At 73.3% G+C, this 22731-nt stretch carries 19 protein-coding genes and 1 pseudogene; 11 read left to right on the forward strand and 9 right to left on the reverse strand.

Features of this window, described 5'->3' with window-relative positions; genetic code table 11:
- Positions 1–68 precede the first annotated feature (68 nt).
- Positions 69–485 (reverse strand): helix-turn-helix domain-containing protein, encoded by a 417-nt coding sequence (locus AB0877_RS29285; RefSeq protein WP_366612785.1) that lies wholly within the window; start codon positions 483–485, stop codon positions 69–71.
- A 247-nt stretch (positions 486–732) separates the two neighbouring features.
- Here AB0877_RS29285 and AB0877_RS29290 point away from each other — a divergent pair, with 247 nt between their 5' ends.
- A complete protein-coding gene (locus AB0877_RS29290; RefSeq protein WP_366612786.1) occupies positions 733–1173 on the forward strand; it encodes a hypothetical protein in 441 nt (146 codons plus the stop codon).
- A gap of 4 nt (positions 1174–1177) precedes the next feature.
- Here AB0877_RS29290 and AB0877_RS29295 read toward each other — a convergent pair whose 3' ends face one another.
- Both AB0877_RS29295 and AB0877_RS29300 read right to left on the reverse strand, forming a co-directional pair.
- A complete protein-coding gene (locus AB0877_RS29295) occupies positions 1178–2341 on the reverse strand; it encodes an SAM-dependent methyltransferase (protein WP_366612787.1) in 1164 nt (387 codons plus the stop codon).
- Positions 2342–2429: 88 nt separating this feature from the next.
- On the reverse strand, positions 2430–4118 hold the full coding sequence (locus AB0877_RS29300) for a DEAD/DEAH box helicase (RefSeq protein WP_366612788.1): 1689 nt from the start codon (positions 4116–4118) through the stop codon (positions 2430–2432).
- Between the two features lie 496 nt (positions 4119–4614).
- Between AB0877_RS29300 and AB0877_RS29305 the strand changes: the two genes are divergently transcribed.
- Positions 4615–5256, forward strand: a complete 642-nt coding sequence (locus AB0877_RS29305) for a ferritin-like fold-containing protein (protein WP_366612789.1) — start codon at positions 4615–4617, stop codon at positions 5254–5256.
- A gap of 70 nt (positions 5257–5326) precedes the next feature.
- Here AB0877_RS29305 and AB0877_RS29310 read toward each other — a convergent pair whose 3' ends face one another.
- A complete protein-coding gene (locus tag AB0877_RS29310) occupies positions 5327–5554 on the reverse strand; it encodes a DUF3107 domain-containing protein (protein ID WP_179781071.1) in 228 nt (75 codons plus the stop codon).
- 64 nt (positions 5555–5618) lie between these two features.
- Positions 5619–6257 (reverse strand): TetR/AcrR family transcriptional regulator, encoded by a 639-nt coding sequence (locus AB0877_RS29315; protein ID WP_030489514.1) that lies wholly within the window; start codon positions 6255–6257, stop codon positions 5619–5621.
- Positions 6258–7291: 1034 nt separating this feature from the next.
- Here AB0877_RS29315 and AB0877_RS29320 point away from each other — a divergent pair.
- The 6 genes and pseudogenes from AB0877_RS29320 (at position 7292) to AB0877_RS29345 (ending at position 14860) form a co-directional block, all read left to right on the forward strand.
- A complete protein-coding gene (locus AB0877_RS29320) occupies positions 7292–9766 on the forward strand; it encodes a hypothetical protein (protein WP_366612821.1) in 2475 nt (824 codons plus the stop codon).
- Positions 9767–9789: 23 nt separating this feature from the next.
- Positions 9790–10764, forward strand: a complete 975-nt coding sequence (locus AB0877_RS29325) for an alpha/beta hydrolase (RefSeq protein ID WP_357257449.1) — start codon at positions 9790–9792, stop codon at positions 10762–10764.
- A gap of 5 nt (positions 10765–10769) precedes the next feature.
- The gene (locus AB0877_RS29330) at positions 10770–11621 is read left to right on the forward strand and encodes a DUF3152 domain-containing protein (RefSeq protein WP_366612790.1); all 852 of its coding nucleotides are present in this window, start codon (positions 10770–10772) and stop codon (positions 11619–11621) included.
- A gap of 96 nt (positions 11622–11717) precedes the next feature.
- Positions 11718–12539, forward strand: coding sequence for a DUF3152 domain-containing protein (locus tag AB0877_RS29335; protein WP_366612791.1), 822 nt, complete (start codon positions 11718–11720; stop codon positions 12537–12539).
- 56 nt (positions 12540–12595) lie between these two features.
- Positions 12596–13844 (forward strand): annotated as a pseudogene (moeZ, locus tag AB0877_RS29340) (adenylyltransferase/sulfurtransferase MoeZ).
- A 128-nt stretch (positions 13845–13972) separates the two neighbouring features.
- Positions 13973–14860: a prenyltransferase/squalene oxidase repeat-containing protein gene (locus tag AB0877_RS29345; protein WP_366612822.1), complete on the forward strand. Its 888-nt coding sequence runs from the start codon at positions 13973–13975 to the stop codon at positions 14858–14860.
- A gap of 200 nt (positions 14861–15060) precedes the next feature.
- Here the strand turns inward: AB0877_RS29345 and AB0877_RS29350 are convergent, their stop codons facing one another.
- A complete protein-coding gene (locus tag AB0877_RS29350; protein WP_366612792.1) occupies positions 15061–16302 on the reverse strand; it encodes a glutamate-5-semialdehyde dehydrogenase in 1242 nt (413 codons plus the stop codon).
- A 27-nt stretch (positions 16303–16329) separates the two neighbouring features.
- Positions 16330–17487, reverse strand: a complete 1158-nt coding sequence (gene proB / locus AB0877_RS29355) for a glutamate 5-kinase (RefSeq protein ID WP_366612793.1) — start codon at positions 17485–17487, stop codon at positions 16330–16332.
- A gap of 13 nt (positions 17488–17500) precedes the next feature.
- Here proB and AB0877_RS29360 point away from each other — a divergent pair, with 13 nt between their 5' ends.
- From AB0877_RS29360 to AB0877_RS29370, 3 genes are read left to right on the forward strand one after another with little or no spacing between them, the layout of a single operon-like run.
- Positions 17501–17815: an MGMT family protein gene (locus AB0877_RS29360; protein WP_366612794.1), complete on the forward strand. Its 315-nt coding sequence runs from the start codon at positions 17501–17503 to the stop codon at positions 17813–17815.
- Between the two features lie 32 nt (positions 17816–17847).
- On the forward strand, positions 17848–19248 hold the full coding sequence (locus AB0877_RS29365) for an MFS transporter (protein WP_366612795.1): 1401 nt from the start codon (positions 17848–17850) through the stop codon (positions 19246–19248).
- Positions 19245–20753 (forward strand): aminotransferase class V-fold PLP-dependent enzyme, encoded by a 1509-nt coding sequence (locus AB0877_RS29370; RefSeq protein WP_366612796.1) that lies wholly within the window; start codon positions 19245–19247, stop codon positions 20751–20753. The genes AB0877_RS29365 and AB0877_RS29370 overlap by 4 nt, the downstream gene beginning before the upstream one ends.
- 73 nt (positions 20754–20826) lie before the next feature.
- On the opposite strand, the gene AB0877_RS29375 is transcribed toward AB0877_RS29370, so the two are convergent.
- Positions 20827–22038 (reverse strand): hypothetical protein, encoded by a 1212-nt coding sequence (locus AB0877_RS29375; RefSeq protein ID WP_366612797.1) that lies wholly within the window; start codon positions 22036–22038, stop codon positions 20827–20829.
- Positions 22031–22591 (reverse strand): SigE family RNA polymerase sigma factor, encoded by a 561-nt coding sequence (locus AB0877_RS29380; protein ID WP_366612798.1) that lies wholly within the window; start codon positions 22589–22591, stop codon positions 22031–22033. The genes AB0877_RS29375 and AB0877_RS29380 overlap by 8 nt, the downstream gene beginning before the upstream one ends.
- Positions 22592–22731 lie beyond the last annotated feature (140 nt).

Raw genomic sequence — 22731 nt, forward strand, 5'->3', positions numbered from 1 at the left:
GAACTCGAGCTCGACACCGTCCAGCTCGAACAGACGCTGGTATTGCCGGACCAGGGGGGGGGGGGGGGTTAGCTGGCTCGGCGGTTGGGGCGGCGGGCCAGGTAGCGGAGCAGGTCGCGGATGTGGTGCTTCTCCTCGGCGGGGACCGTGGGGTCGGCCAGTCGGTCCAGGATGGCCCGGACGTCGGCCTCGACCGGGCCGTCGTCGTGGCGTCGGCGGGGCGCGGGACCGGCGTCGGGCAGCCCGAGCGCGCGGAACGCGGCAGCGACCGGCAGATCCAGCGCGCTGCAGAAGCCGCGCACCTTGGCCAATTCGGGATAGTCCTGCCAGTCGCCGGCCAGCCAGCGGAAGACGGTGGAGCGGCCGACGCCCGTGTGTGAGGCAAGGTCAGTCACGGTCCAGCCTCGTTCGTCCCGAGCGTCATCGATGGCGCGCCGGACGAAGCGGGCGAAGGCCATCTGCGGTGATACGTCGGCTGATCCCATCCCTGCGTGTCTTCCCCCCTGCCGGAGCACCGGGACGATGCGCCTTCCGAGGGTAGTACGCGAGGAGCCGGAAACAATTGACTGACCGCACAAACTGTCCCGTGGGCGAGACTTTTCTCTGGAAGCGTGTGTGCAGAACGAAAATTGCATCGAGCGATCTTCATCGTTCTTCGATTAAGCTCGGTGCCCGTCCCGACATCGCGTCCGTCCCCTCCCGCCTGCGACCGGACCATCGCCGAGGAGCACCATGGCCGAATCGAGCCGCCCCCAGCCGTACCAGCCCGGTGCGGTGAGCCTCTTCTTCGTCGCCAAGGCCGGCGTCTTCGCCGCCGCGTTCTGGATCTGGTTGCTGGTCCTGGTGCTCCGCACCGACTCCGCGACCGGTCTCCAGGTGCTGGCTGCCACCGGCGCCATCACCACCACCCTGGTCGCTGTGCTGCTCGGTGCCCGGATGGCGTTGCAACACAACGCCGCCATCCGGCACGCCGAGGTGAAGAAGCTGCTGGTCGACATATCGTGGAACGCCTTCGCGGCGGCCGGCAACGCCGGGACCGAGGGCAAGGTCGTGCCATTCCCGACCACCCCGGGCGACGGTGACTGGGCCGGCCAGCGGCCCGCCGCCGACCGGGTGTCGGTCCTCGACCGTGCCGCCAGCGAGCGCAACGGTGGCCGGGACCGCCGACGCTAGGTGCCTAGTCGCCCCGGGGTGCCTCTCCGGCGGCCAGCAGGGTCTCCAGCCGGGGCGTGACCTGCCACTGGTCCACCAGCGCGCGGTACTCCGCGCGCTGGGGCCCGGTCGCCCCGGCACCGGTGCGACGGGCGCGGATCAGCAGGTTACGTGGGGTGTGCTGCGAGTCCACGAACTCCACCACCTCGGTCCGGTAGCCGTGCACCCGCAGCAACCCGGCGCGCAGCGCGTCGGTGAGCACGTCGGCGAAGCGCTCGCGCAGGATGCCCTGCCGGGTCAGCATCTCGTACGGGGCCGGAGCGGGATGGGCGCGGAGCTGCTTCGCCAGATCGTGGTGGCAGCACGGCGCGGCCAGCACCCAGCGGGCCTCCCAGCGCACAGCGCGGGCCAGCGCCTCGTCCGTGGCGGTGTCGCAGGCGTGCAGCGCCAGCACCAGGTCGGGGGCGGGGTCGACGACGGCGTCGGCGATCGTCCCGGCCACGAAGCTGACCTGGTCCGCCCAACCCAACCGTTGCGCCAACTCGGTGTTGCGCCGCCGCTGGTCCTCGCGGACGTCCACGCCGACCAGGTGGACGTCGAGCCCCCGACCGGTCAGGTAGCGGTACGCGGCGAACGTCAGGTAGGCGTTGCCGCAGCCCAGGTCGACCACCCGTAGCGGACCGGTCAGGTCGTCGGGCAGGGTCGCGGCCAGGGCCCGCAGGAACGCGTCCACCTGGCGGCGCTTGGCCGCCGACCCGCCGATCTCGGCGAAGATCGGGTCACCGGGGTCGAGCAGGTATTCCTTCGCCCGGTCGTTCCCGGTGGGCGTCGCCGCCGGACGGGACGTCGCGGCCCGGTGCACCTGCGCCTCACCCGACTTGGTCACCCGCAGTTGCAGGGTCGCGTCGGCCGTCTCGACGTGCCAGTTGCCGAACGGCTCGGCCAGCAGTTCGTCGATCGCCGCGGCGGCCTCCGGACCGGAGGCGAGGTTGCGGGTGTAGGGGCGAGCGCCGTCGGACGTGGTGATCTGCATCCGGGGCCCGGCCTTGAGCCGTACCGGCCGCAGTTCGGCCCGCTCAACTGTGGGGCGGCGACCCCGTCGACGTCCGGCGGCGACCGCCCGGGTCAGCGCGGGGTCGAGCAGCAGCGCCCGAACCTCGGTCAGGGCGGCGTCCAGTGGTTGCGGCATCGTTCCATCTTCGGCAGGTGGGGTGGGAGAAGGGAACATCCCCCGTACCGCGCGAGGCGGTGCGGGGGATGTCAGGTGTGGCTGGTGGTCAGTCCGCTGTCGCCTCTGCCGGCGTACCCGCACCGGAACCGCCACCACGGCGGCGGCGTCGGCGGCGCGGCTTGGACGCCTCGCCGTCGGACGCGGTGGCCGGCTCGGACGGGCCGGCGTCGGCGGAGATCACCGCGGTCGTCTCGGCCGCGACCACCTCGCCAGCCCGACGGCGGCGTCGGCGGCGGGGGGTACGGGTGCCTTCGTCGGCGGCGTCGGCCGCAGGTGCTTCGGCGGCGGCCGGCGAGCCGGCGTCGGAGCGGTCGCGGCGGCCATCGCCCCGACCACGGCGCTCGCCGCGACCCTCGCCACGGCTCTCGCCGCGCCGGGACCCCCGACCACCGTTGTCGCCCCGACGGGAGCGGGTCGTCCCACCCAGATCCTCTTCGATCTCGGCGGACAGCCCGGCCCGGGTGCGCTCTGCCGTGGGCAGCGTGCCGCTGACCTCGGTGGAGATGTGCAGGTCGGTGTAGAGGTGCGGCGACGTGTGGTACGTCTCCGGCGGCTCCGGCATCTCCAGACCGAGGGTCTTGTCGATGATCCGCCAGCGCGGCATGTCGTCCCAGTCGACGAAGGTCACCGCGACACCCGTCGCGCCGGCCCGGCCGGTACGACCGATCCGGTGGGTGTAGGTGTCCTGGTCTTCCGGGCAGTCGTAGTTGATGACGTGGGTGACGCCGGTGACGTCCAGCCCACGGGCCGCCACGTCGGTGGCGACCAGGATGTCGATCTTGCCGGCCCGGAAGGCCCGCAGCGCCCGCTCACGGGCGCCCTGGCCGAGGTCACCATGCACGGCGGCGACCGCGAACCCACGGAAGTCGAGATCCTCGGCGACCCGGTCGGCCGCCCGCTTGGTACGCGTGAAGATCATGGTCAGCCCACGGCCCTCCGCCTGGAGGATGCGCGCCACCACCTCGACCTTGTTCATCGAGTGGGTGCGGTAGACCAACTGCTGGGTCTGCGGCGACGGGCCGGTCTCGGCGGTGTGCCCGGCGTGGATCGTCATCGGCTGGCGCAGGAAGCGCCGCGACAGGGTGACGATCGGGTCCGGCATGGTGGCCGAGAAGAGCATCGTCTGCCGGTCTTCCGGAAGCATCGCCAGGATCTTCTCGACGTCGTCGAGGAAGCCCAGATCGAGCATCCGGTCGGCCTCGTCGAGGACGAGCGCGTGCACCCGGTCGAGCCGGAGGTGCTTCTGCTTCTGCAGGTCCATCAGTCGGCCGGGCGTGCCGACCAGGATCTCGACGCCCTTGCGCAGCGCGTCGATCTGCGGCTCGTACGCGACGCCGCCGTAGATCGGGAGCACCCGGACGCCGCGCGTGCGGCCGGCGGCGGCCAGGTCCTTGGCGACCTGGATGCCCAGCTCGCGGGTGGGGACGACGACCAGCGCCTGGGGAACACCGTCGCCGCCCTCGCCCGGGGCGAAGACCCGGTCGAGCAGCGGTACGCCGAAGCCGAGGGTCTTGCCGGTGCCGGTGGGCGCCTGGCCGATCAGGTCGACGCCGCGCAGCGCGATCGGGATCGCGTACTCCTGGATGGCGAAGGCGCGGGTGATGCCGGCCGAGGCCAGGGCCTCGACGGTCTCGGCGCGGGCGCCGAGTGCGGCGAACGTGGGGGCCTCCGGTCGAACCGGGGCGGTGGGGGCCAGTTCCTGGCCGTCCAGCAAATCTTGAGTCAGGTCGCTCATCTGGATGTGGGGGTGCCCTCTCGTGGGTGCGCCCGTCATGTCCTCAGGGCGCGTTCGGTATGACGCGGGCCACACGGTCGGCGGCAGATTGCCGAGCCGGACCGGGCCGCACGCGCGCCGCGGGCTGAGCTTCGATCAGATCGGCGCCCACGGCAACTGCTCCATGTTACCTGAACAGGCATACCCCCGTCCCGATTCCCAGTCGGCCACTCGCCACGCGGGGCAAGTAATTGTGACCCACGCCACACCAGCCCCGCCCCCCATCCCCGCGCCCGCCCACGCCGCCTGCTGCCCACGCCTGTCCGCGCCCATGGCCCGCCTGTCGCCTACCCGCGCCGCCAGTTCGCCTGCCTGCGCTCACGCCCCGCCCGCCGCCCGGGGGCGATCATGGAGTTGTGGTGGTGAGCAAAAGGCTCAGATCTTCACTAATCCGGCACCACAAGTCCATGATCGGCGGGGGCGACGCGGAGGACGGCCACGCGGTAGCCTGCCGCTCGTGTCCGCCTCCGGTTCCGCGTACGCCGACCTGCTCGGTCTGGTCGCCTTCGGTGAGCTGCTGGCCTTCGAGCGGATGGCGGGCGATGCGCGGCTCGCTCCCGACCTGCGCCGCCGGGCCGCGCTGAACGAGATGGCCGCGGTCGAGATCGCCAACTACCGGTGCCTCGCCGACCGGCTCACCGCGTTGGGCGTACCGCCCGAGGACGCGATGGCGCCCTATGTCGAGCCGTTGCAGGCGTACCACGACTCGACGGAGCCGCGGGACTGGGCGGAGGTGGTCACGAAGGCGTACGTGGGCGACGCGATCACCGACGACTTCGTTCGCGAGATCGCCGACGCGCTGGAGGAACCGGACCGGGCGCTGGTGCTGGAGGTCCTGCACGACTCCCGGTACGCGGAGTTCGCCGCGGCGGAGATCCGGGTGGCCGTCGCCGACGACCCCCGGGTGGCCGGTCGGCTCTCCATGTGGGCCCGGCGGCTGGTCGGTGAGGCGTTGTCCCAGGCCGGACGCGTCGCCGCCGAGCGGGCCACCCTCACCGCGCTGATCGCGCACGACGGCCGGGTCGACGTGCCGGGGCTCTTCGGCAGGCTCACCACCGCGCACACCGCGCGCATGGCCGCCGCCGGGCTGAACAACTGACCACCCGGCCGGGCCGGGCCGGCCTGCGGCAGGTGGGCCGAGTGCCGACCTGCCGCGATGGCCGGACCGGTCAGCGGACGGTGAACCCGACCGCCCGGGGCGACGCCTCGGCGATCTCGACGTAGGCGACCTTCTCGACCGGAACGATGACCCGCCGGCCCTTCTCGTCGGTCAGGGAGAGCGTGCCGCCGTTGCCGGCGAAGGCGTCGGTCACGATCTGCTCGATCTCGGCCGGCGACTGCGCGCTGTCCACTACCAGCTCGCGTGGCGCGTACTGCACGCCGATCTTGACCTCCACTGTGCCTCCTCAACTGGGGCGAGAGAACCGCCCTGCGAAGGCTATCCGATCACGGGCCCGGCGGTCAGGCTGACTCACCTTGCAGCGGGAAGCTCGCGATGCCCCGCCACGACAGTGCGGCCACCAACGCCTCGGCTTCGGCCTTCGGCACCTGCCGGCCGCCGGCCAGCCAGAACTGTGCGGCCGTCTCCGCCGCGCCGACCAGCCCGGAGGCGAGCAGCTCGGCGTGCGCCCGGCTCACCCCGGTGTCGGAGATGATGGTGTCGGTGATCGCCGCGATGCAGCCCTGCTCGACCCGCTCCACCCGCTGCCGTACGGCCGGGTCGTTGCGCAGATCCGACTCGAAGACGAGCCGGAACGCCTCGCTCTCGTGGTCGACGAAGTCGAAGTACGCCCGTACCGACGCGCTGACCCGCTCCTTGTTGTCGCTGGTGCCGCGCATCGCATCCTGCACCTGAGCGACGATGGCGTCACAGTGCGTGTCGAGCAACGCCAGGTAGAGATCCATCTTTCCGGGAAAGTGTTGGTAGAGCACCGGCTTCGAGACCCCGGCCCGCTCGGCGATGTCGTCCATCGCGGCGGCGTGGTAGCCCTGCGCGACGAACACCTCCTGCGCCGCAGCGAGAAGCTGCTTACGACGCGCGGAGCGAGGCAGGCGGGTGGGCCGGCCAGCGGTCTGTGCACCGTTCCCCGCAGCGGTCATGGGATCCTCCGAGTTCTCCGTACGAGCCGGCATTTTCCCCCCAGACCGGGCGAGGCCCGTGACCTCGGTCGTGGAAATGGCCCGCCGCTGTAACTTATCGCCACTCTCGGCACACGGTAGCCTCAGCGGGGGCGACCAAGGAGCGCGCGGTGAGTGAAACAGGGCAACCCGGAGCCGCCACCCCGGGAGAGCACGGTGACGGAGCGGGTCAGCACGACGACCCGAGCCGTTCCGTCAGTGGGTGGGCGCCTCAGGCGGGTGGGTGGCCCCGAGCCGCCGACCACGAGGACGCCCGGGATGAGGCGCCGCGCTGGCAGCCCGACCCCGCGTCGGGCTGGCGAACCTCCTCGCCACGGCACGGTGATCTGCCATCCCCGCTGGTCGGGCGGTCGGGCGACCCGGAGTCGCCGGCCCGCGCCAACGGCCACCACGTCAACGGCGCGCGTCAGCCGGACGACGTCAACGGCGCGCACCACCCCGGGCTCGAACCGCCCGCGGGGCGCCCCACACCGGTGAGCGCGCCGCCCGGGCTGCCCGCCGAGGGTCGCCCCGGGGCGGCCGGCGACCGGCTCGTGGTGCCCGCCCAACGTCCCGCACCGCCGACGGAGCAGGGTGCCGCCGAGCCCGACCCGGGCCCCGCCCCACACGCCGGCGCCGACCCGGCTGCGGCGCACCGCGCCCGCTGGGCCGAGCCCGGCCTGCCCACCTCGGCCCCGCCGGCCGTCCAGGTGCCACCCGTCGGCACCGCGGCGTCGGGTTTCGAGGTTCCACCCGGCTTCCACGCGCCGATCGGCGAGCGGCTGACCGCCGACGAGAGCCCGGCCGCCCCCCGCGACTGGCGGGATCCGCTCGCACCCGAGCCCGCCGCGACCACGGGACGCAACCCGGGCCCGGCCGCCTCCGCCGACGACGGCGAGCCCGGTCGCGCTTCCGAGGGTTCCCCGCCGGCAGACACGCCCCGCGCCAGCGAGGCGCATCGCGCCGGGGACGCGCACCGTCCGGCCGAGACGCACCGGGCCGGCGAGTCGTCGGCCATCGAGCCCGACTGGTCGGGGCCGAGCTGGAACCGCCCGAGCTGGGGTGGCGGGTGGGCCCCGCCCTGGTCCCGCCAGGACGACGAGCCGGCTGGCCCGGCAGCACGGGACGAGCCGGCAGCACGGGACGCATCGACGCCGGACTGGGTCGGCGAACCCCACCAGCCGTACGAGCCGGTGCGCGCCGACGTGCCCCGTCCGTACGAGCCGGTGCGCGCCGACGTGCCCCGTCCGTACGAACTCGGCCGCGTCGAATCAGCGTCCACCCCGGAACGCCCCGCCGAACCGACCAGCGCACCACCCGCCGACCGTCCGTCGTGGGCGGGTGGCGCGACGCCGACCAGTGGTCCGCCCGCCGACCGTCCGTCGTGGGCGGGTGGCGCGACGCCGACCAGTGGTCCGCCCGCCGACCGGCCGTCCTGGGCCGGGTCCGGGGCGACCGGCGGGCCCCGGGCCGACCGCCCGTCCTGGGCCGGCGGGGCCGATTCCGACCCCACCAGCGCGTCGCCCGCGCGGCCCTCCTGGGCCGGGGGAGCCGATCCGACGCCGACCAGCTTGCCGCCGGCGCGGCCGTCCTGGGCGGGCGGGTCCGAGGCGGCGACCAGTGTGCCGCCGGTACGACCGTCCTGGGCCGGCGGTTCCGAACCGCCCGCCACCGGCGCGGCGGCGACGCGACCCTCCTGGGCCGGCGGAGCCGATCCGGCACCGGCCAGCTCCCCACCGACGCGACCCTCCTGGGCCTCCAGCCCGGCATTGGCGGAACCGCCCGCACCGACCGAGGCGGCACCTCCGGCACCCGCCGGACCGCCTCCGGCTCCGGCCGGGCCACCTCCCACGCTGACCGACGCGCCACCGGCTCCGGCGGGCCCGTCGACGGTCGCGAAGCGCTCGTCCTGGACCGGCGGTTCGCCGACGGCGAGCAGTTCCCGGGCCGAGCGGCCGGACTGGTCCGAGGGCCGGCTCCCGGCCACCCCGGTCGAGCGCCCGTCCTGGCCGGCCAGCCGGTCGGCCAGCGCCGGTGGGGGCGATGGGGGCGAGACGCCGGGCCGGTCCCGGCCCGACGCCCGACCGACCGGGCCGTTCCGGCTCCGGCCGGCGACGCCCGAGCCCGGTCCGTCACCCGTCGAGCCGCCCACATCGGTGAACGGCTCGCCATCGACTGACGCCACCCCGTCCTCCACGGCAGCGGTCCCGCCCACCGCCACCAAGGGTTCCGGCCCCCGCGATCAGTCCGCAGCGACGTCCGCCTCCGCCTACGCGGCGCGCCGATCGGCCCCCGACCCGAGGTCCCCGGCTGACGACGGCCCGCAGTCGGCTGCGAGCGCTGTGGTGCTGCCGCAGCGCGTCCCCGCGGAACCGGACGTGCCTGTCGTGCCGGAGCCGCCAGCCGTGGAGCCACCCGCCGAAACCCCGGAACTCGCCCGCATCGCTACTCACCTGCGCCGGGACGACGAGCCAGCCCCACTGCGCGAGCGCCCCGAGGGGTTCGATGTCAACGCGATCCTGGACGCCGTCCGGGAGGTGGCCGGTGTCCGCGACGCGGCCCTGCGCCGCACACCGGCGGGGGCGCACAGTCTGCGACTGGACCTGGCCGACGGTGCCGACCCGGCCGAGGTGAGCCGGCAGGTGGCCCGCCTGCTCCAGGAGCGGATGGGGTTGGCCGCGGCCCCGCAGAACGTGCCCGGCCTGCCCAGCACGCCACCACCACCGGTTCGCCGTCGCGCGGCCGAGCCCGCCGAGCGGCGTACCCCGGAAACGCGAAACGCGGCTTTGCGCGATCCCGGCGAGGTCCGGTCGGCCGAGTCGCCGACGGTCGCCCGCCCGTCAAGCGGTCGGGTCGAGTCCCCGCCGGCCGGGCCGGAGCCACGGACCGGCACGGACCCGGCGCGGCGCCGCCGGTCGAACGCTCCGCACCGGGGGCGTGCCACGGTGGAGGAACCAGGGTCGGTCTCGCCAGCGCCGGCCGGCGCCGCGACCGGTAGCCCGGCGACACTGGGCACGTCGTACTCCGGTGGTCAGGTGACCACGACGGAGTCGGCGCCGTCGCGACCGCTGGAGACCGGCGGCACGCCGGGGCCCCGGGTGGTGATCGACCACGTGCAGGTCAGCACCTTCGGCCTGGACGCGAACGTGGAGGTCCGGCTGCTGGCCGGGGGTGAAAGCGCCTCCGGGTACGCCACCGGGCCGGCGGTGGACGGCTACGTGTTGCGGCTCTGCGCGGTGGCGGCGGCGGCTGCCGTGGACGAGCTGCTGCGCGGTGCCGAGAACGCCGAGCGTGGGCGCTGTTTCGTCGAACACGCCGCGGTGGTGCCCTTCGGCAACTGCGAGGTGGCCACCGTTGTGGCGTTGCTGGTCTGTGAGGGCTGGGTCGAGCAGCTCGCCGGGTCGGCCCTGGTCGCGGGTGATCCGCGTCAGGCGGTGGTCCGGGCGACGCTGGCGGCGGTCAACCGTCGGCTGGAGGCTCTGCTGTCCTGAGTGGTTCGAGGCAGACTGGAGCGATGAGACGCGCCACCCTCTGGCCGGACCACCTGCTCCCCGACGACCGCGTTCCGCCGCCGTGGCCGGGCCGGGAGGTCCGCCTCGACGGCCGGGTCACCTACGTCCGGGACACCCCGGCCACCGCCGCCGGGGCGGAGCCGGCGCTGTACGTGCACGGGTTGGGCGGGTCGTCGCAGAACTGGACCGACCTGGCCGGTCTGCTCGCCGACCGGCTGGACGGTCAGGCCATCGACCTGCCCGGCTTCGGCCGTAGCGAGCCGGGCCCGAGCTACACGATTCCGGCCTTCGCGAATCTGGTCGTCCGCTGGATCGAGCATTCCGGTCGAGGGCCGGTGCACCTGTTCGGCAATTCGCTGGGTGGTGCGGTCGCGGTTCAGGTCGCCGCGCTCCGGCCGGATCTGGTCCGCACCCTCACCCTGATCTCCCCGGCGCTGCCGTTCCTGGATTTCCGGCGCTCGTTGCAGGGGCGGATGCTGCCGGTGCTCGCCATTCCCCGAGGTGAGCGGCTGGTCGCCCGGCATCTCACCCAGCTCGCTCCCGAGGTGATGGCCCAGCAGGTGCTGGAGGCGTGCGTCGCCGACCTGAGCCGGATCTGCGATCAGCGCCGGGCGGAGGCGCTGGAGGAGATCCGGGTGCGGTACGAGGCCGAGCACTACGCCGCCGCGTATGTCCGGACGTTCCGTGGCCTGGTCTCCAGCTTCCTGCGGGCGTACCTGCGGGGGCCGGGGTCGCTGTGGCGCCTCGCCGAGGCGGTACGCGCGCCGACCCTTGTGGTGGGTGGTCTGCAGGACCGTCTGGTCGACGTGCGGGTCGGGCCGCAGACCGCCCGACTCATTCCGGACAGCCGATTGATGATGCTTGAGGGCGTCGGCCATGTGGCGCAGTTGGAGGTTCCCCGGCTGGTTGCTCGCGCGGTGGTCGGCCTGCTCACCGAAACGGGGGACGCCGCGGGGCGGTCTGATCTGGCAGGCTGACCTGGATGCTCAGCTCAGCCCGCCATCCTGCTCGCCGTCGGCGACGTCTCGCGCTGTTCGCCCAGCTGGTGGCGGTGGTGGTGGCCGTCGCCGCGGCGGTGACCGTGATCGCCGAGGGGCCGGGTGGGCATCCCGGTGCTGAGCGGTTGGCCGCCGAGGAGATCGGCGCACCGCCGCCGCCGCTGGTGGCCGGGCCGCTGCCGCCCGCACCTTCGCCCTCCGGCGCGGTCACGCCGAGTCCGACGCCGGTGTTGCGGGTGCCCGGCGCGGTTCCGAGCGCGGGCACGGGAGGGTTCGGCTATGACGCCCGTTCCGGCCCGGTGCTGGGTCGGGCGGGTGAGCTGCGGCGTTACCGGGTCGCTGTGGAGTCGGGCAGTGCCGAGGACGTCGCCGGGTTCGCCGAGGCGGTGGAGGTGGCGCTGGCCGGGCCGGGCAGTTGGGTCGACAACGGCAGGTTGCGGCTGCAGCAGGTGCCGGGGGCTGCGCCTCGGGACTTCACCGTCTACCTGGCCACCGCCCGGACCGCGGGTCGGATGTGCGCGAAGGGTGGGGTCGACATCCGGATCGACGGCCGTCCGTACACGTCCTGTCGGGCGCCCGGCCAGGTGATCATCAACCTGGATCGGTGGCGGTTGTCGGTGCCGCACTTCGTCTCGGCCGGCGTGCCGTTGACGGTCTACCGGACGTACGTGGTCAATCACGAGGTGGGTCACCAGCTCGGGCATCGGCACGAGCGCTGCCCCGGCAAGGGCCGGCCGGCACCGGTGATGATGCAGCAGACGCTCTTCCTCAACGGCTGCCGGGCCAATCCGTGGCCGTACCTGAACGGGCGTCGATACACCGGCCCCGCCCTCTGAGAACGACACGCCGACCAGTGACCCCTCCATCAGGCGTCTTGCGGCAATAGCGGCGAAAACGGAGAAATGCCCGAATAATCTGGCAGGCTTGATTTTATGACGCCGTCGTCCCCTTACGGCCCGCCCCGGCCGGCCGAGCCCCGGTCGGCGGTGCGGGGCGCGCGTCCCGCTCTCGTCCGGATGCACCGGCGTCGTCGTCGCAGCATGCTGCTCGGTCTGCTCGTGCTCGCGGCCGCCATCGGGGTGACTGTGAGCCGGGGCGGCGAACCGTCGGTCGAGCCTCCGGCCACCACCCAGGGCGGAATGGGCCACGGAGGTGGGGTGGCCGCGCACCCGGCGCCCACCGGCTATCCGTCGGTCGGAGCGGGACGCTTCACGGCAGCCGACGGCGAGACCCCGGTGCACGGCACGGACGGGCCGCTGCACCGATACCGGGTCGTCGTGGAACGCGACGCCGGCCAGGACGCCGACGTGTTCGCCTCCCGAGTGGACGAGGTGCTGGCCGACCCGCGCAGTTGGATCGCGTCCGACGAGCTGCGGGTGCAACGGGTGGCTGACGCCGAGACCGCCGACTTCACCATCTACCTGGCCACCCCGGTCACGTCCGAGCGCATGTGCGCCGAGGGTGGGTTGACCACCGAGCGCTACACCTCCTGTCGCCTGCCCGGTCAGGTCATCATCAACCTGGCCCGCTGGATGGAGGCGGTCCCCGACTACGGCGCTCCGCTGGACACCTACCGGACCTACGTCATCAACCACGAGGTGGGCCACGAGTTCGGCGAGGAGCACGAGGCGTGTCCGGGCCCGGGGGAGCCGGCCCCGGTGATGCAGCAGCAGACGTACGGGCTGCAAGGCTGCGTCGCCAACGCCTGGCCGTACCTCGACGGTCGTCGCTACGCGGGGGACATCGTCCCCTGATCCGCCGGGTCGTCGGTTATTCCCGCTCCCGCATACCGGACCACGTGTCGTCCCTCATGGCCGAGGGGGGCTCCCGCGAGCAACAATGGCGCGGTTCACACCGCCGATCCCGGGGAGTCCACCGTGTCGTTGCCCCCGCTCGTCGAGCCCGCCGCCGAGCTGACCGTAGACGAGATCCGCCGCTACTCACGCCACCTGATCATTCCGGACGTCGGGGTGACCGGCCAGAAGCGGCTGAAGAACGCCCGGGTGCTCTGTGTCGGCGCCGGTGGCCTCGGGTCGCCCGCACTGATGTACCTCGCCGCGGCCGGAGTCGGCACGCTCGGCATCATCGACTTCGACACCGTCGACGAGTCGAACCTCCAGCGCCAGATCATCCACGGCGTGTCCGACATCGGCCGGTCCAAGGCCGAGTCCGCCGCCGCGTCGATCCGCGAGATCAACCCCCTGGTGAACGTGGAGATCCACAACACCGCGCTGGACCGGGAGAACGTCCGCGAGATCTTCGCCCAGTACGACCTGATCGTCGACGGCACCGACAACTTCGCCACCCGCTACATGGTCAACGACGCGGCGGTGCTGCTGGGTAAGCCGTACGTCTGGGGGTCGATCTACCGCTTCGACGGCCAGGCGTCGGTGTTCTGGGCCGAGCACGGCCCCTGCTACCGCTGCCTCTACCCGGAGCCGCCGCCGCCCGGCATGGTTCCCTCCTGCGCCGAGGGCGGCGTGCTCGGGGTGCTCTGCGCGTCGATCGGTTCGATCCAGGTGAACGAGGCGATCAAGCTGCTCACCGGTATCGGTGAGCCACTGGTCGGCCGCCTGATGGTCTACGACGCCCTGGAGATGGAATACCGCAAGATCAAGGTCCGCAAGGACCCGAACTGCGCGCTCTGCGGCGACAACCCGACGGTCACCGACCTGCTGGAAGACTACGAGGACTTCTGCGGCGCGGTCTCCGAGGAGGCCCAGGAGGCGACGCTCGACTCGACCATCACCGCTCTTGAGCTGAAGGAGTGGCAGGACGCCGGCAAGGACATCTTCCTCGTCGACGTACGCGAGCCGGCCGAGTACGAGATCGTCCAGATCCCCGGCGCGACCCTGATCCCCAAGGGCGACATCATCTCCGGTGAGGCCCTCGCGAAGCTGCCACAGGACCGGCAGATCGTGCTGCACTGCAAGTCGGGCGTGCGCTCGGCGGAGGCGCTCGCCGCGCTCAAGGCGGCCGGCTTCAAGGACGCCGTGCACGTGCAGGGCGGCGTGCTCTCCTGGATCAAGCAGATCGACCCGTCGCTGCCCGCGTACTGACCGATCGAGCCGGGGCGGCCCTGGCGCGGCCACGCCGCCGCGCCGGGGCGGCCCCGCGACCGCCTTAGGCAAATCGACGCAGATGACGCCGAGCGGCCGTCCGGCCGGAGCGACGCAGCCATTCCGGGCTGGCCGATTCTCTGAGGCGGCATCGCGTCTGCGCAGGTAGCGTCTCCGCCGTGGTCGACTTGGAAGCCGCGATCGGGTTCGTCGTGGCGCACGGGGATGCGGTGGAACGTGCCCGCCTCTCCTGGCTCCGCAACGGCACCGCCGTGCCCGCCGAGTTGCTGGAGACGGCCGAGGTCGGCCAGTCACCGGACGGCGGTTGGCCGGCCACCTGGGGCAGCGAGGTCGCCTCGATCGACGCCACCTGCTTCCGGCTCGTCGAGCTGGACGACCTGGGGGCGCTCGGCCGTCCCGCCGCCCGCCGAGCGCTGGACTGGCTGGCGTCCCGACAGCAGGCCGACGGCGGTTGGGAAGAGGACGCGTCGCTGGCCGACTCCGCGCCGGAGTGGGCCCGTCCCGGCGATCCGGAGGCCGGATTCCTCGTGTCGGCCAACGCCGGCTTCTGGCTCACCGTCGCCGGGCTGGACGCCCGGGCGTCGGGTCCGCTCGACCATCGGGTCGGTGGTGCGTACGCCGGGGTGGTGCAGGCCGCGGCCCACTCGCTCGCCGCGCGGCTGCGCCCGGACGGTGGCTGGCCGTCGTACCTGGCGGCGGGTTGGCTGAGCGCGGCGGTGCTGCACCGGCAGGAGATGTTCCAGGAGTCCGCCCGGATCCAGGTGGTGCTGGCCGAGCGGATGCCGAAGATGTCCCCCGGGGACGTGGCGTGGCTGGCGGCCACGTTGCGCCGCGCCGGCGTCGACCCACAGGACTGGATCATGGTGCGGGCGCTGCGCCGGCTGACCGAGACCCAGCGCAGCGACGGCGGCTGGGAGAGCGACGACGGCCACCAGTTCGACGTGCACGCCACGCTGGCCGCGATCCGAGCAGCCCGCCCCGCACCCCCCACCTGACCCACCCTCGCCCGCCGTCGCCGCCGCCGCCGCCGCTCGCCCCCGACCTCGCCGATCTTGCAGTTTCTGTCGCGGATTTGCGGATAAATGCCCCTTACGCCGGGACAGAAAGTGCAAGATCGCGGGGGCGGCAGGCGGCGGGCGGCGGGCGGCGGGCGGCGGGCGGGAGCGACGGGCAGGAGCGACGGGCGGGGCGGGGGTTAGCGCAGGTGTCCGTTGCCGGTGACGACGTATTTGGTGCTGGTCAGTTCGGGCAGGCCCATCGGGCCGCGGGCGTGCAGCTTCTGGGTGGAGATGCCGATCTCCGCGCCGAAGCCGAACTCGCCGCCGTCGGTGAACCGGGTCGAAGCGTTCACCATCACCGCCGCCGCGTCCACCCGCGCGACGAAGTCACGGGCCGCGCTCGCCGAGTCGGTGACGATCGCCTCGGTGTGGCCGGTGCCGAAGCGGCGGATGTGCGCCACCGCGGCGTCCAGCGAGTCCACCACCGCCACCGAGATGTCGGCGGACAGGTACTCGGTGGCGTAGTCCTCCTCGGTCGCCGGGACCACTGCGGCGGAGTGGGCGGCCACCTCGGGTGAGCCGTGCACCGTCACCCCCGCCTCGGCGAACGCGGCCAGCACCGGCGGCAGGAACGCGTCGGCGATGTCCGCGTGCACCAGCAGCGACTCGGCGGTGTTGCAGGTGGACAGGCGTTGCGTCTTGGCGTTCAGCGTCACCGCGACGGCCTTCGCCAGGTCGGCGGCGGCGTCGACGTAGACGTGGCAGTTGCCCACCCCGGTCTCGATCACCGGCACCGTCGACTCCTCGACCACGGTGCGGATCAGCGACGCGCCACCGCGCGGAATGAGCACGTCGACGAGACCCCGGGCGCGCATCAGCTCCTTGACCGAGTCGCGGGAGCTGGCGTCGAGCAACTGCACCGCGTCGGCGGGCAGACCGGCCCCGGCGACCGCGTCGCGCAGCACCGCGACCAGCGCGGCGTTCGAGTGCGCGGCCGACGACGACCCTCGCAGCAGCGCCGCGTTGCCGGACTTGAGGCAGATCCCGGCGGCGTCCACCGTCACGTTGGGCCGCGCCTCGTAGATGATGCCGACCACCCCGAACGGCACCCGGATCTGGCGCAGCTCCAGGCCGTTGGGCAGGGTGGACCCGCGGACCACCTCGCCGACCGGGTCGGGCAACGCGGCCATCTCACGCAGCGCGTCGGCGATCCCGGCCACCCGCCCCGCGTCGAGCGCGAGCCGGTCCAGCACGGCCGCGCTCAGCCCGGCCTCGCGGCCCGCCGCCAGGTCCGTCTCGTTCGCGCTCAGAATCTCCGGGGTACGCGCCACGAGCGCGTCGGCCATCGCCACCAGCGCGGCGTCCTTGACGGTACGGGTGGCGGTGGCCAGGTCGGCGGCGGCGTCCCGCGCCCGCTTCGCCTGCTCGACGACGCTCATCGACTACTCCTCAGCTGGGCAGTTGGCTTACAGCAGCACCAGGTCGTCGCGGTGGACGACCTCTCGTTCGTACGCCGGGCCGAGCGCCGCGGCGAGTTCGGACGTGGAGCGGCCGAGCAGCCCGGGTAGCTCCACCGCGTCGTAGTTGACCAGCCCTCGGGCGACCGACGCGCCGGCGGTGTCCACCAGGTCCACCGGGTCGCCGGCGGTGAACGTGCCGTCCACGGCGGTGATGCCGGCCGGGAGCAGCGACTTGCGCCGCCCGACGACGGCGGCGACGGCACCCGGGTCGAGGTGCAGCCGGCCCCGGGGTGAGGTGGCGTGGGCCAGCCAGAACAGCCGGGCCGTCGGGCGTCGCCGCTGCGGGTGGAAGAGCGTGCCGATCGGCTCGCCGGCCAGCGCCGGCGTGGCCAGGTCGGCGGCGGTGAGCACCACCGGGATGCCGAAGCCGGTGGCGATCCGCGCGGCCTCGACCTTGGTCACCATGCCACCGGTGCCGACGCCGGACCGGCCGGTGCCGCCGATGGTGATGCCGGCGAGGTCCGTGTCGTCGCGCACCTCGGCGATCCGGGTCGAGCGCGGGTTGGTGGGGTCACCGGTCCAGAGCGCGTCCACGTCGGAGAGGAGCACCAGCAGGTCGGCGTGCACCAGCGCGGCCACCAGGGCGGCCAGCCGGTCGTTGTCGCCGAACCGGATCTCCTGGGTGGCGACCGTGTCGTTCTCGTTGACGATCGGCACCGCCCGCAGGTCGAGCAGCTTGCGCAGTGTCCGGTACGCGTTGCGGTAGTGGGCTCGCCGGGTCACGTCGTCGACGGTGAGCAGCACCTGCCCGACGGTGCGGCCGTGCCGGGCGAAGCTGGCCGCGTACCGGCCGATCAGTAGCCCCTGCCCGACGCTGGCGGCGGCCTGCTGGGTGGCCAGGTCGCGCGGGCGTCGGGACAGCCCGAGCGGGGCGAGCCCGGCGGCGATGGCGCCGGAGGAGACCAGCACCACCTCGCGCCCCTCGGCGGTGAGTCGACCGAGGGTGTCGACCAGCGTGTCGACGCGCTCGTCGGCCAGCCCGCCGGTGGCGGTGGTCAACGAGGAGGATCCGATCTTGACGACGACCCGTCGGGCCGTCGTGACTGCGTCGCGCACCCGACCATTCTGCGTGGTCACCGCCGCACCGCCCGGCGGCGTTCCCATATGGTGGCGGATTGTGACTCCAGACGAGTACGTCGAGGCGGTTCTCGACCTGGTCGAGCGGATCCCGGAGGGCCGGGTCATGTCGTACGGCGGGGTGGCCGACGCGCTGTCCGAGCGCTCGGGCCGCACGTCGGCGCGGTTGGTCGGCAGCATCATGGCCCGGCACGGGGGCTCGGTGCCCTGGCATCGGGTGGTGACCGCGGGTGGTCGACTGCCGCCGGGGCACGAGCGGGAGGCGCGGTCCCGACTGCGGGCCGAGGGGGTGCCGCTGCGCGGCGAGGGCGTGGACATCGCGGCGGCGGGCTGGTCGCCCGATGAGGGGATGTGACCGTCGCCCTAACATGAGTAATGTTCGGCCCCATGACAACGCCGCCGGGGCCCGGCTCGCTGCCTCGACGGGTGCACGCCGGTTACGCGCTCGGCTCCCTGGCGACCGGAGCGTTCGGCACCGTGCCCGGTCTGCTGCTGCTGCCGTACCTGACCGACACGCTGGGCGTGGCCGCCGGGCTGGCCGCGCTGCTGGTGCTGCTGCCCAAGGCCTGGGACGTGCTGGTCAACCCGGTCGCCGGGCGGATCTCCGACCGCACCCGGTCGCGATGGGGCGCCCGCCGGCCGTACCTGCTCGTCGCCGGCCTCGCGCTCGCCGTCCTGTTCGCATCGATCTTCGCCGCGCCCTTCGGTAACGGCTCGGGCGCCGCGGCGTACGTGGCGTTCGCCTTCCTCGCCACCGCCACCGCGTTCGCCTTCTTCCAGGTGCCGTACGTGGCGATGCCGGCGGAGCTGACCGACGACTACGCCGAGCGCACCCGCTTGATGACCTGGCGGATCGCGGTGCTGGCGCTGGCCATCCTGGTCTCCGGCGCGGTCGCGCCGCTGGTGGTCGGTGCCGGTGGTGACGGCGTGGCCGGGCATCGCTGGATGGGCCTGTTCGTGGCGGTGCTGATCGCCCTCGGTGCCCTCGGCGCGTTCCTGGGCACCCGGTCCGCGCCGACCGGCACCGTGGGCGAGAGCGAGCCGACGCTGCGAGCCCAGCTCGCGGTGGCCGGTGCAAACCGTCCGTTCCGGGCGTTGCTGATCTGCTTCGTCGTGCAGTCCGCCGGGGTGGCGACGATCCTGGCCGGGGTCAACTACTTCGCCGGGCAGATCCTGCGCGACGAGGAGAGCGGGCCGACCCTGCTCTTCGTCTGCTTCGTCGGGCCGGCGCTGCTGGTGATGCCGGTCTGGAGCCGGATCGGTGCCCGGCTGGGCAAGCGCACCGCGCTCGTCGTCGCCTCGCTGATCCTCGCCGTCGGCGCGTTCGCACTGGTCGCCGCCCCGGTGCTGCCGGCGGTCGCCGTCTATCTCGTGGTCGCGCTGATCGGCGTGGGGTACGCCGGACAGCAGGTCTTCGCGCTGGCGATGTTGCCGGACTGCATCGCGTACGAGACGGCGCGCACCGGGCGACGGCAGGCGGGCGTCTTCACCGGGCTGTGGACCGCCGGGGAGACCTTCGGCCTGGCGCTCGGCCCCGGCATCTACGGACTGGTGCTCCAGCTGTCCGGCTACGTGTCCTCCGACACCGGCTCGGCGGCGGCCCAGTCCGACACGGCGAGGCTGGGCGTCCTCCTCGGCTTCACGCTGATCCCGGCCCTGCTGATCGCCCCGCCGATCCTCCTGCTGCGCCAGTACACCCTCAGCGCCCACAGCGACCTGGGCGATCATGGAGTTGTGCTGGGGGACGAGAGCGTTGACCGCCACGAGAAGGGCACCGTAACCCCATGATCGACGAGAGCAGGGTCGAGGCCGGAGCGCTTCGCGCCACCGGGGTTCCGGCGGAACAGGTTCTGGAAGAGGTGCGCACGCTGCGGGCGGGTGACGCGCCCACCCACGGGGGACGGCTGTTCGCGTACGTCTACGACCCGGCGGTCCCGGGGCTGGACGAGCTGGCCGCCGCAGCCCACCGGGAGAGCGCGCACGTCAACGGATTGGACCCGACCGCGTTCCCGTCCCTGCTGGCCATGGAGAACGCGCTCGTCGGCGCCGCCGGCCGGGTGCTGGGCGCCGGCCCCGGGACGACCGCCCCGGACGTCGTCGGCAGCGTCACCAGCGGCGGCACCGAGTCACTGATCCTCGCCGTCAAGACCGCCCGGGACGCCCACCCGGAGATCACCGAACCTCGGATCGTGGTGCCGTCGAGCGCACACGCGGCATTCGCCAAGGCGGCGCACTACCTGCGGGTGGCGCTGGACGTCGTGCCCGTCTCCCCGGAGACGCTGCGGGCCGACCCGGCCGCCATGGCCGCCGCGATCCGCCCGGAGACGGTGCTGGTCGCCTGCTCCGCGCCGTCGTACGCGCACGGGGTGGTGGACCCGGTCACGCGGATCGCGGCCGCCGCGGCCGATGCCGGGGTGCGCTGCCACGTGGACGCCTGCTTCGGCGGCTGGACCCTGCCGTACCTGCGTCGGCTCGGCGAGCCGGTGCCGCCGTTCGACTTCGCGGTGCCCGGGGTCACCTCCATCTCGGTCGACCTGCACAAGTACGCGTACGCGCCGAAGGGGGTGTCGGTGCTGCTGCACCGCGACGCCGCACTGCGCGCCCCGCAGTACTTCGCGTACGCCGACTGGCCCGGCTACACCATGATCAACCCGGTGATCGCGTCCACCCGCTCGGGCGGGCCGATCGCCGCCGCGTACGCCACCGTGCGGCACCTCGGCGACGAGGGTTACCTGCGGCTGAGCGCCATCACCCGGGACGCGGTGGCCGGACTGGCCGACGCGGTGCGTGCCGTCGACGGGCTGCGGTTGATGGCCGAGCCGGAGTCGACAGTGGTCTGCTTCACCGCGACCGACGATGGCCCCGACCTGTTCGTCCTGGTCGACGAGCTGACCGCGCGGGGCTGGCACACCCAACCCCAGCTCTCGTACGACGGCCTGCCCGCCAGCGTGCACCTCACGGTGACCGCCGCTGTCGCGCCCCGGGTGGCCGAGTTCGGGCCGGACCTGACCGCCGCGGTGGCCGCGGCCAGGGCCGCCGGCCCGGTGCGGCTCCCCGCCGAACTGGCGGCCCTGGTCGGCGCGCTGACCCCCGAGGCGCTGACCCCGGACCTGGTCGTCGGCCTGGCCGCCGGGCTGGGCCTGGGTGGCGGAGAGGGGTCGGACGCGGGACCGCTGCCGGAGCGGATGGCGCTGGTGAACACCCTGCTCGACGCCGCGCCATCAGCGATGCGCGAGCGGTTGCTCATGGAATTCGTCAGTCTGCTGCAACGCCCCAGGTGGACGCCGAGCTGACCGTGCGGCAACGGGATCGGTCGCAGCCGGCCGCGTCGTACGCCCCCGTGGCGTACGACGCGGCCGGCGACCGTCAGCCGTAGGTCAACCTCATCTGAACCAGGTTGTCGGCTCTGTTGACGTCCGGCAGGACGTCACGTTCGCTGTCCATCGGCTGGACGTCCACGTCCGCCTTGTCAGTGCTCAACGTGATCCCTTCGAGCACCCGGAAGTCCAGGTCCAGCCGCATCTCCGCCCCGGCGGCCAGCTCACCCAGGCGGCAGGTGATCGGTTCGACGCCGTCGAGGACGCCCGCGCACGGGCCCCACCCGTCGACGTCCGCGCGCACCGCGGCGGGCACGCCCAACCGCAGCACCACGTGGGCGACCGGGCCCGTGCCCCGGTTGCGGATCCGCACCGTGGCCGTACCCGTCCGGGAGCCGTCGTCGGCGGTTCTCAGCACGAGGTCGCCGGTGGTGACGGCGACGTCCGCCAGGTTCGGGTTCGGACCGAAGCTCGTCGGCCCGGACACCTGGCTGAAGGCGTCACCCTTCCAGCGGTAGCCCCGCCACTGCCGTTGTGACCACCTGGCGTTCCAGCCACCCCCGGGAGCGATGTCACCGACCTGAACGCGCACCGTGCCGTCGCCCACGACATCCAGCGCGAACAGCCACTCCGGCTTGTCGATCGTGGTCGCGACCACACGGCCGACGGTCGTCGCCTTTCCTGCCTCGTCGCGGTCGAAGGCGACCACCTGCATCGGCCCACGGGTGCCGAGCACGCACTGCACGAGAGCCACGGTCTCCACCGCGCCGTCACCGTCGATGTCGCCGTGGTCGAGCGCCAAGAGCCAGTTCGCGCCCTCCCGGGCGTCGGCGGTGAGCCGCGTCTGCGACGTCGGGCAGCCTCGTCCGGCCCGCCACGCCGGCAGGGTCACCGGTGCCGCCAGCAGTTGGGCCCGGCTGAACCGGCCGTCCGCCGCCCCGACGGTCGGGCTGGCGCTGGTCCCGGCAGGGCTGGGGGTCGGGCTCGTCGGCGTAGGCGTCGGCGTCGGTGACGCCGAGATGCTCGGCGTCGGGTCGACCGGACCGGGCCGGTGGTCCGGGCCGCTCAAGGCCGCGTATCCGACGGCCGACCCGCCGAACAGGGCGAGCGCCGTCGTGGCGGAGGCGGCCAGCCGGCGTCGACTGCGGCCTCGTACGGTCCGTCGAACGGCGGCGGGCCCCGGTGCCTCGACCTCCGCCAGCGCGGTACGGCGGTAACGGGCGAACTCTTCGGCCAGGTCAAGAATCTCCTGCTCAGACATCCCGCACCTCCTCATTGGTGTCGCGTAGATGAGTGGCGAGCGCGGTTCGGCCCCGGTGCAGCCAGGACTTGACCGTCCCTTCGGCGACCTGTTCCTGAGCGGCGATCTCCGCGACCGTCAGGTCAGCGAGGTAGTGCAGGACGACGGCCCGCCGCTGTTTCGGCGGCAACTTCGCCAACGCGGAGTCGACGGCGACCCGGTCGGGGCTCGGCTCCGCGACGTGTGTCTCCCGCTGCCGCAGCAGCCACTGCTGGGCGGTCCGCAGCCGCCGCCAGCGGTTGTGTCCGAGATTCCACGCGACCCGACGGACCCAGGCCAGGGGGTCCTGGTAACCGGCGAGCCGGTCCCAGCGGGCGTACGCCCGACAGAACGCCTCCTGGACAAGGTCCTGCGCCTGCCCGCGGTCACCGGTGTACGCGGTCAACTGCACCACGAGGCCGCGGTAGTGGGCGTGGTAGAAGTCGTCGAAGACCAGCTCTGCCGGCGCGGAGGTCGTGGCTCCCGGCGGGTCCGGTGGGCGCCCACCCACCGGCACATCTCGTGTCACAAGCACTCGTCCTCCCCGTGGCGACTGCCGGCGTCGTGTTCGCCAGCACCGGTCACACAAACGAGCGCACCGGCAGGTTGCGCGTCAACCGCCGCCGATCCTTGTCGGCTCGGGGACAATTGGCGGACCGCTCGGGCCGATCACCG

The sequence above is a fragment of the Micromonospora sp. NPDC047644 genome, from assembly GCF_040704315.1.
GTDB lineage: Bacteria > Actinomycetota > Actinomycetes > Mycobacteriales > Micromonosporaceae > Micromonospora.

Coding starts and splice junctions, on each gene's coding strand:
- AB0877_RS29295 (WP_366612787.1), bottom strand. CDS start 2,341: ATGCCGCAACCACTGGACGCCGCCCTGACCGAGGTTCGGGCGCTGCTG.
- AB0877_RS29370 (WP_366612796.1), top strand. CDS start 19,245: ATGATCGACGAGAGCAGGGTCGAGGCCGGAGCGCTTCGCGCCACCGGG.
- AB0877_RS29285 (WP_366612785.1), bottom strand. CDS start 485: ATGGGATCAGCCGACGTATCACCGCAGATGGCCTTCGCCCGCTTCGTC.
- AB0877_RS29375 (WP_366612797.1), bottom strand. CDS start 22,038: ATGTCTGAGCAGGAGATTCTTGACCTGGCCGAAGAGTTCGCCCGTTAC.
- AB0877_RS29365 (WP_366612795.1), top strand. CDS start 17,848: ATGACAACGCCGCCGGGGCCCGGCTCGCTGCCTCGACGGGTGCACGCC.
- AB0877_RS29300 (WP_366612788.1), bottom strand. CDS start 4,118: ATGAGCGACCTGACTCAAGATTTGCTGGACGGCCAGGAACTGGCCCCC.
- proB (WP_366612793.1), bottom strand. CDS start 17,487: ATGGGAACGCCGCCGGGCGGTGCGGCGGTGACCACGCAGAATGGTCGG.
- AB0877_RS29315 (WP_030489514.1), bottom strand. CDS start 6,257: ATGACCGCTGCGGGGAACGGTGCACAGACCGCTGGCCGGCCCACCCGC.
- AB0877_RS29325 (WP_357257449.1), top strand. CDS start 9,790: ATGAGACGCGCCACCCTCTGGCCGGACCACCTGCTCCCCGACGACCGC.
- AB0877_RS29330 (WP_366612790.1), top strand. CDS start 10,770: ATGCTCAGCTCAGCCCGCCATCCTGCTCGCCGTCGGCGACGTCTCGCG.
- AB0877_RS29290 (WP_366612786.1), top strand. CDS start 733: ATGGCCGAATCGAGCCGCCCCCAGCCGTACCAGCCCGGTGCGGTGAGC.
- AB0877_RS29335 (WP_366612791.1), top strand. CDS start 11,718: ATGACGCCGTCGTCCCCTTACGGCCCGCCCCGGCCGGCCGAGCCCCGG.
- AB0877_RS29350 (WP_366612792.1), bottom strand. CDS start 16,302: ATGAGCGTCGTCGAGCAGGCGAAGCGGGCGCGGGACGCCGCCGCCGAC.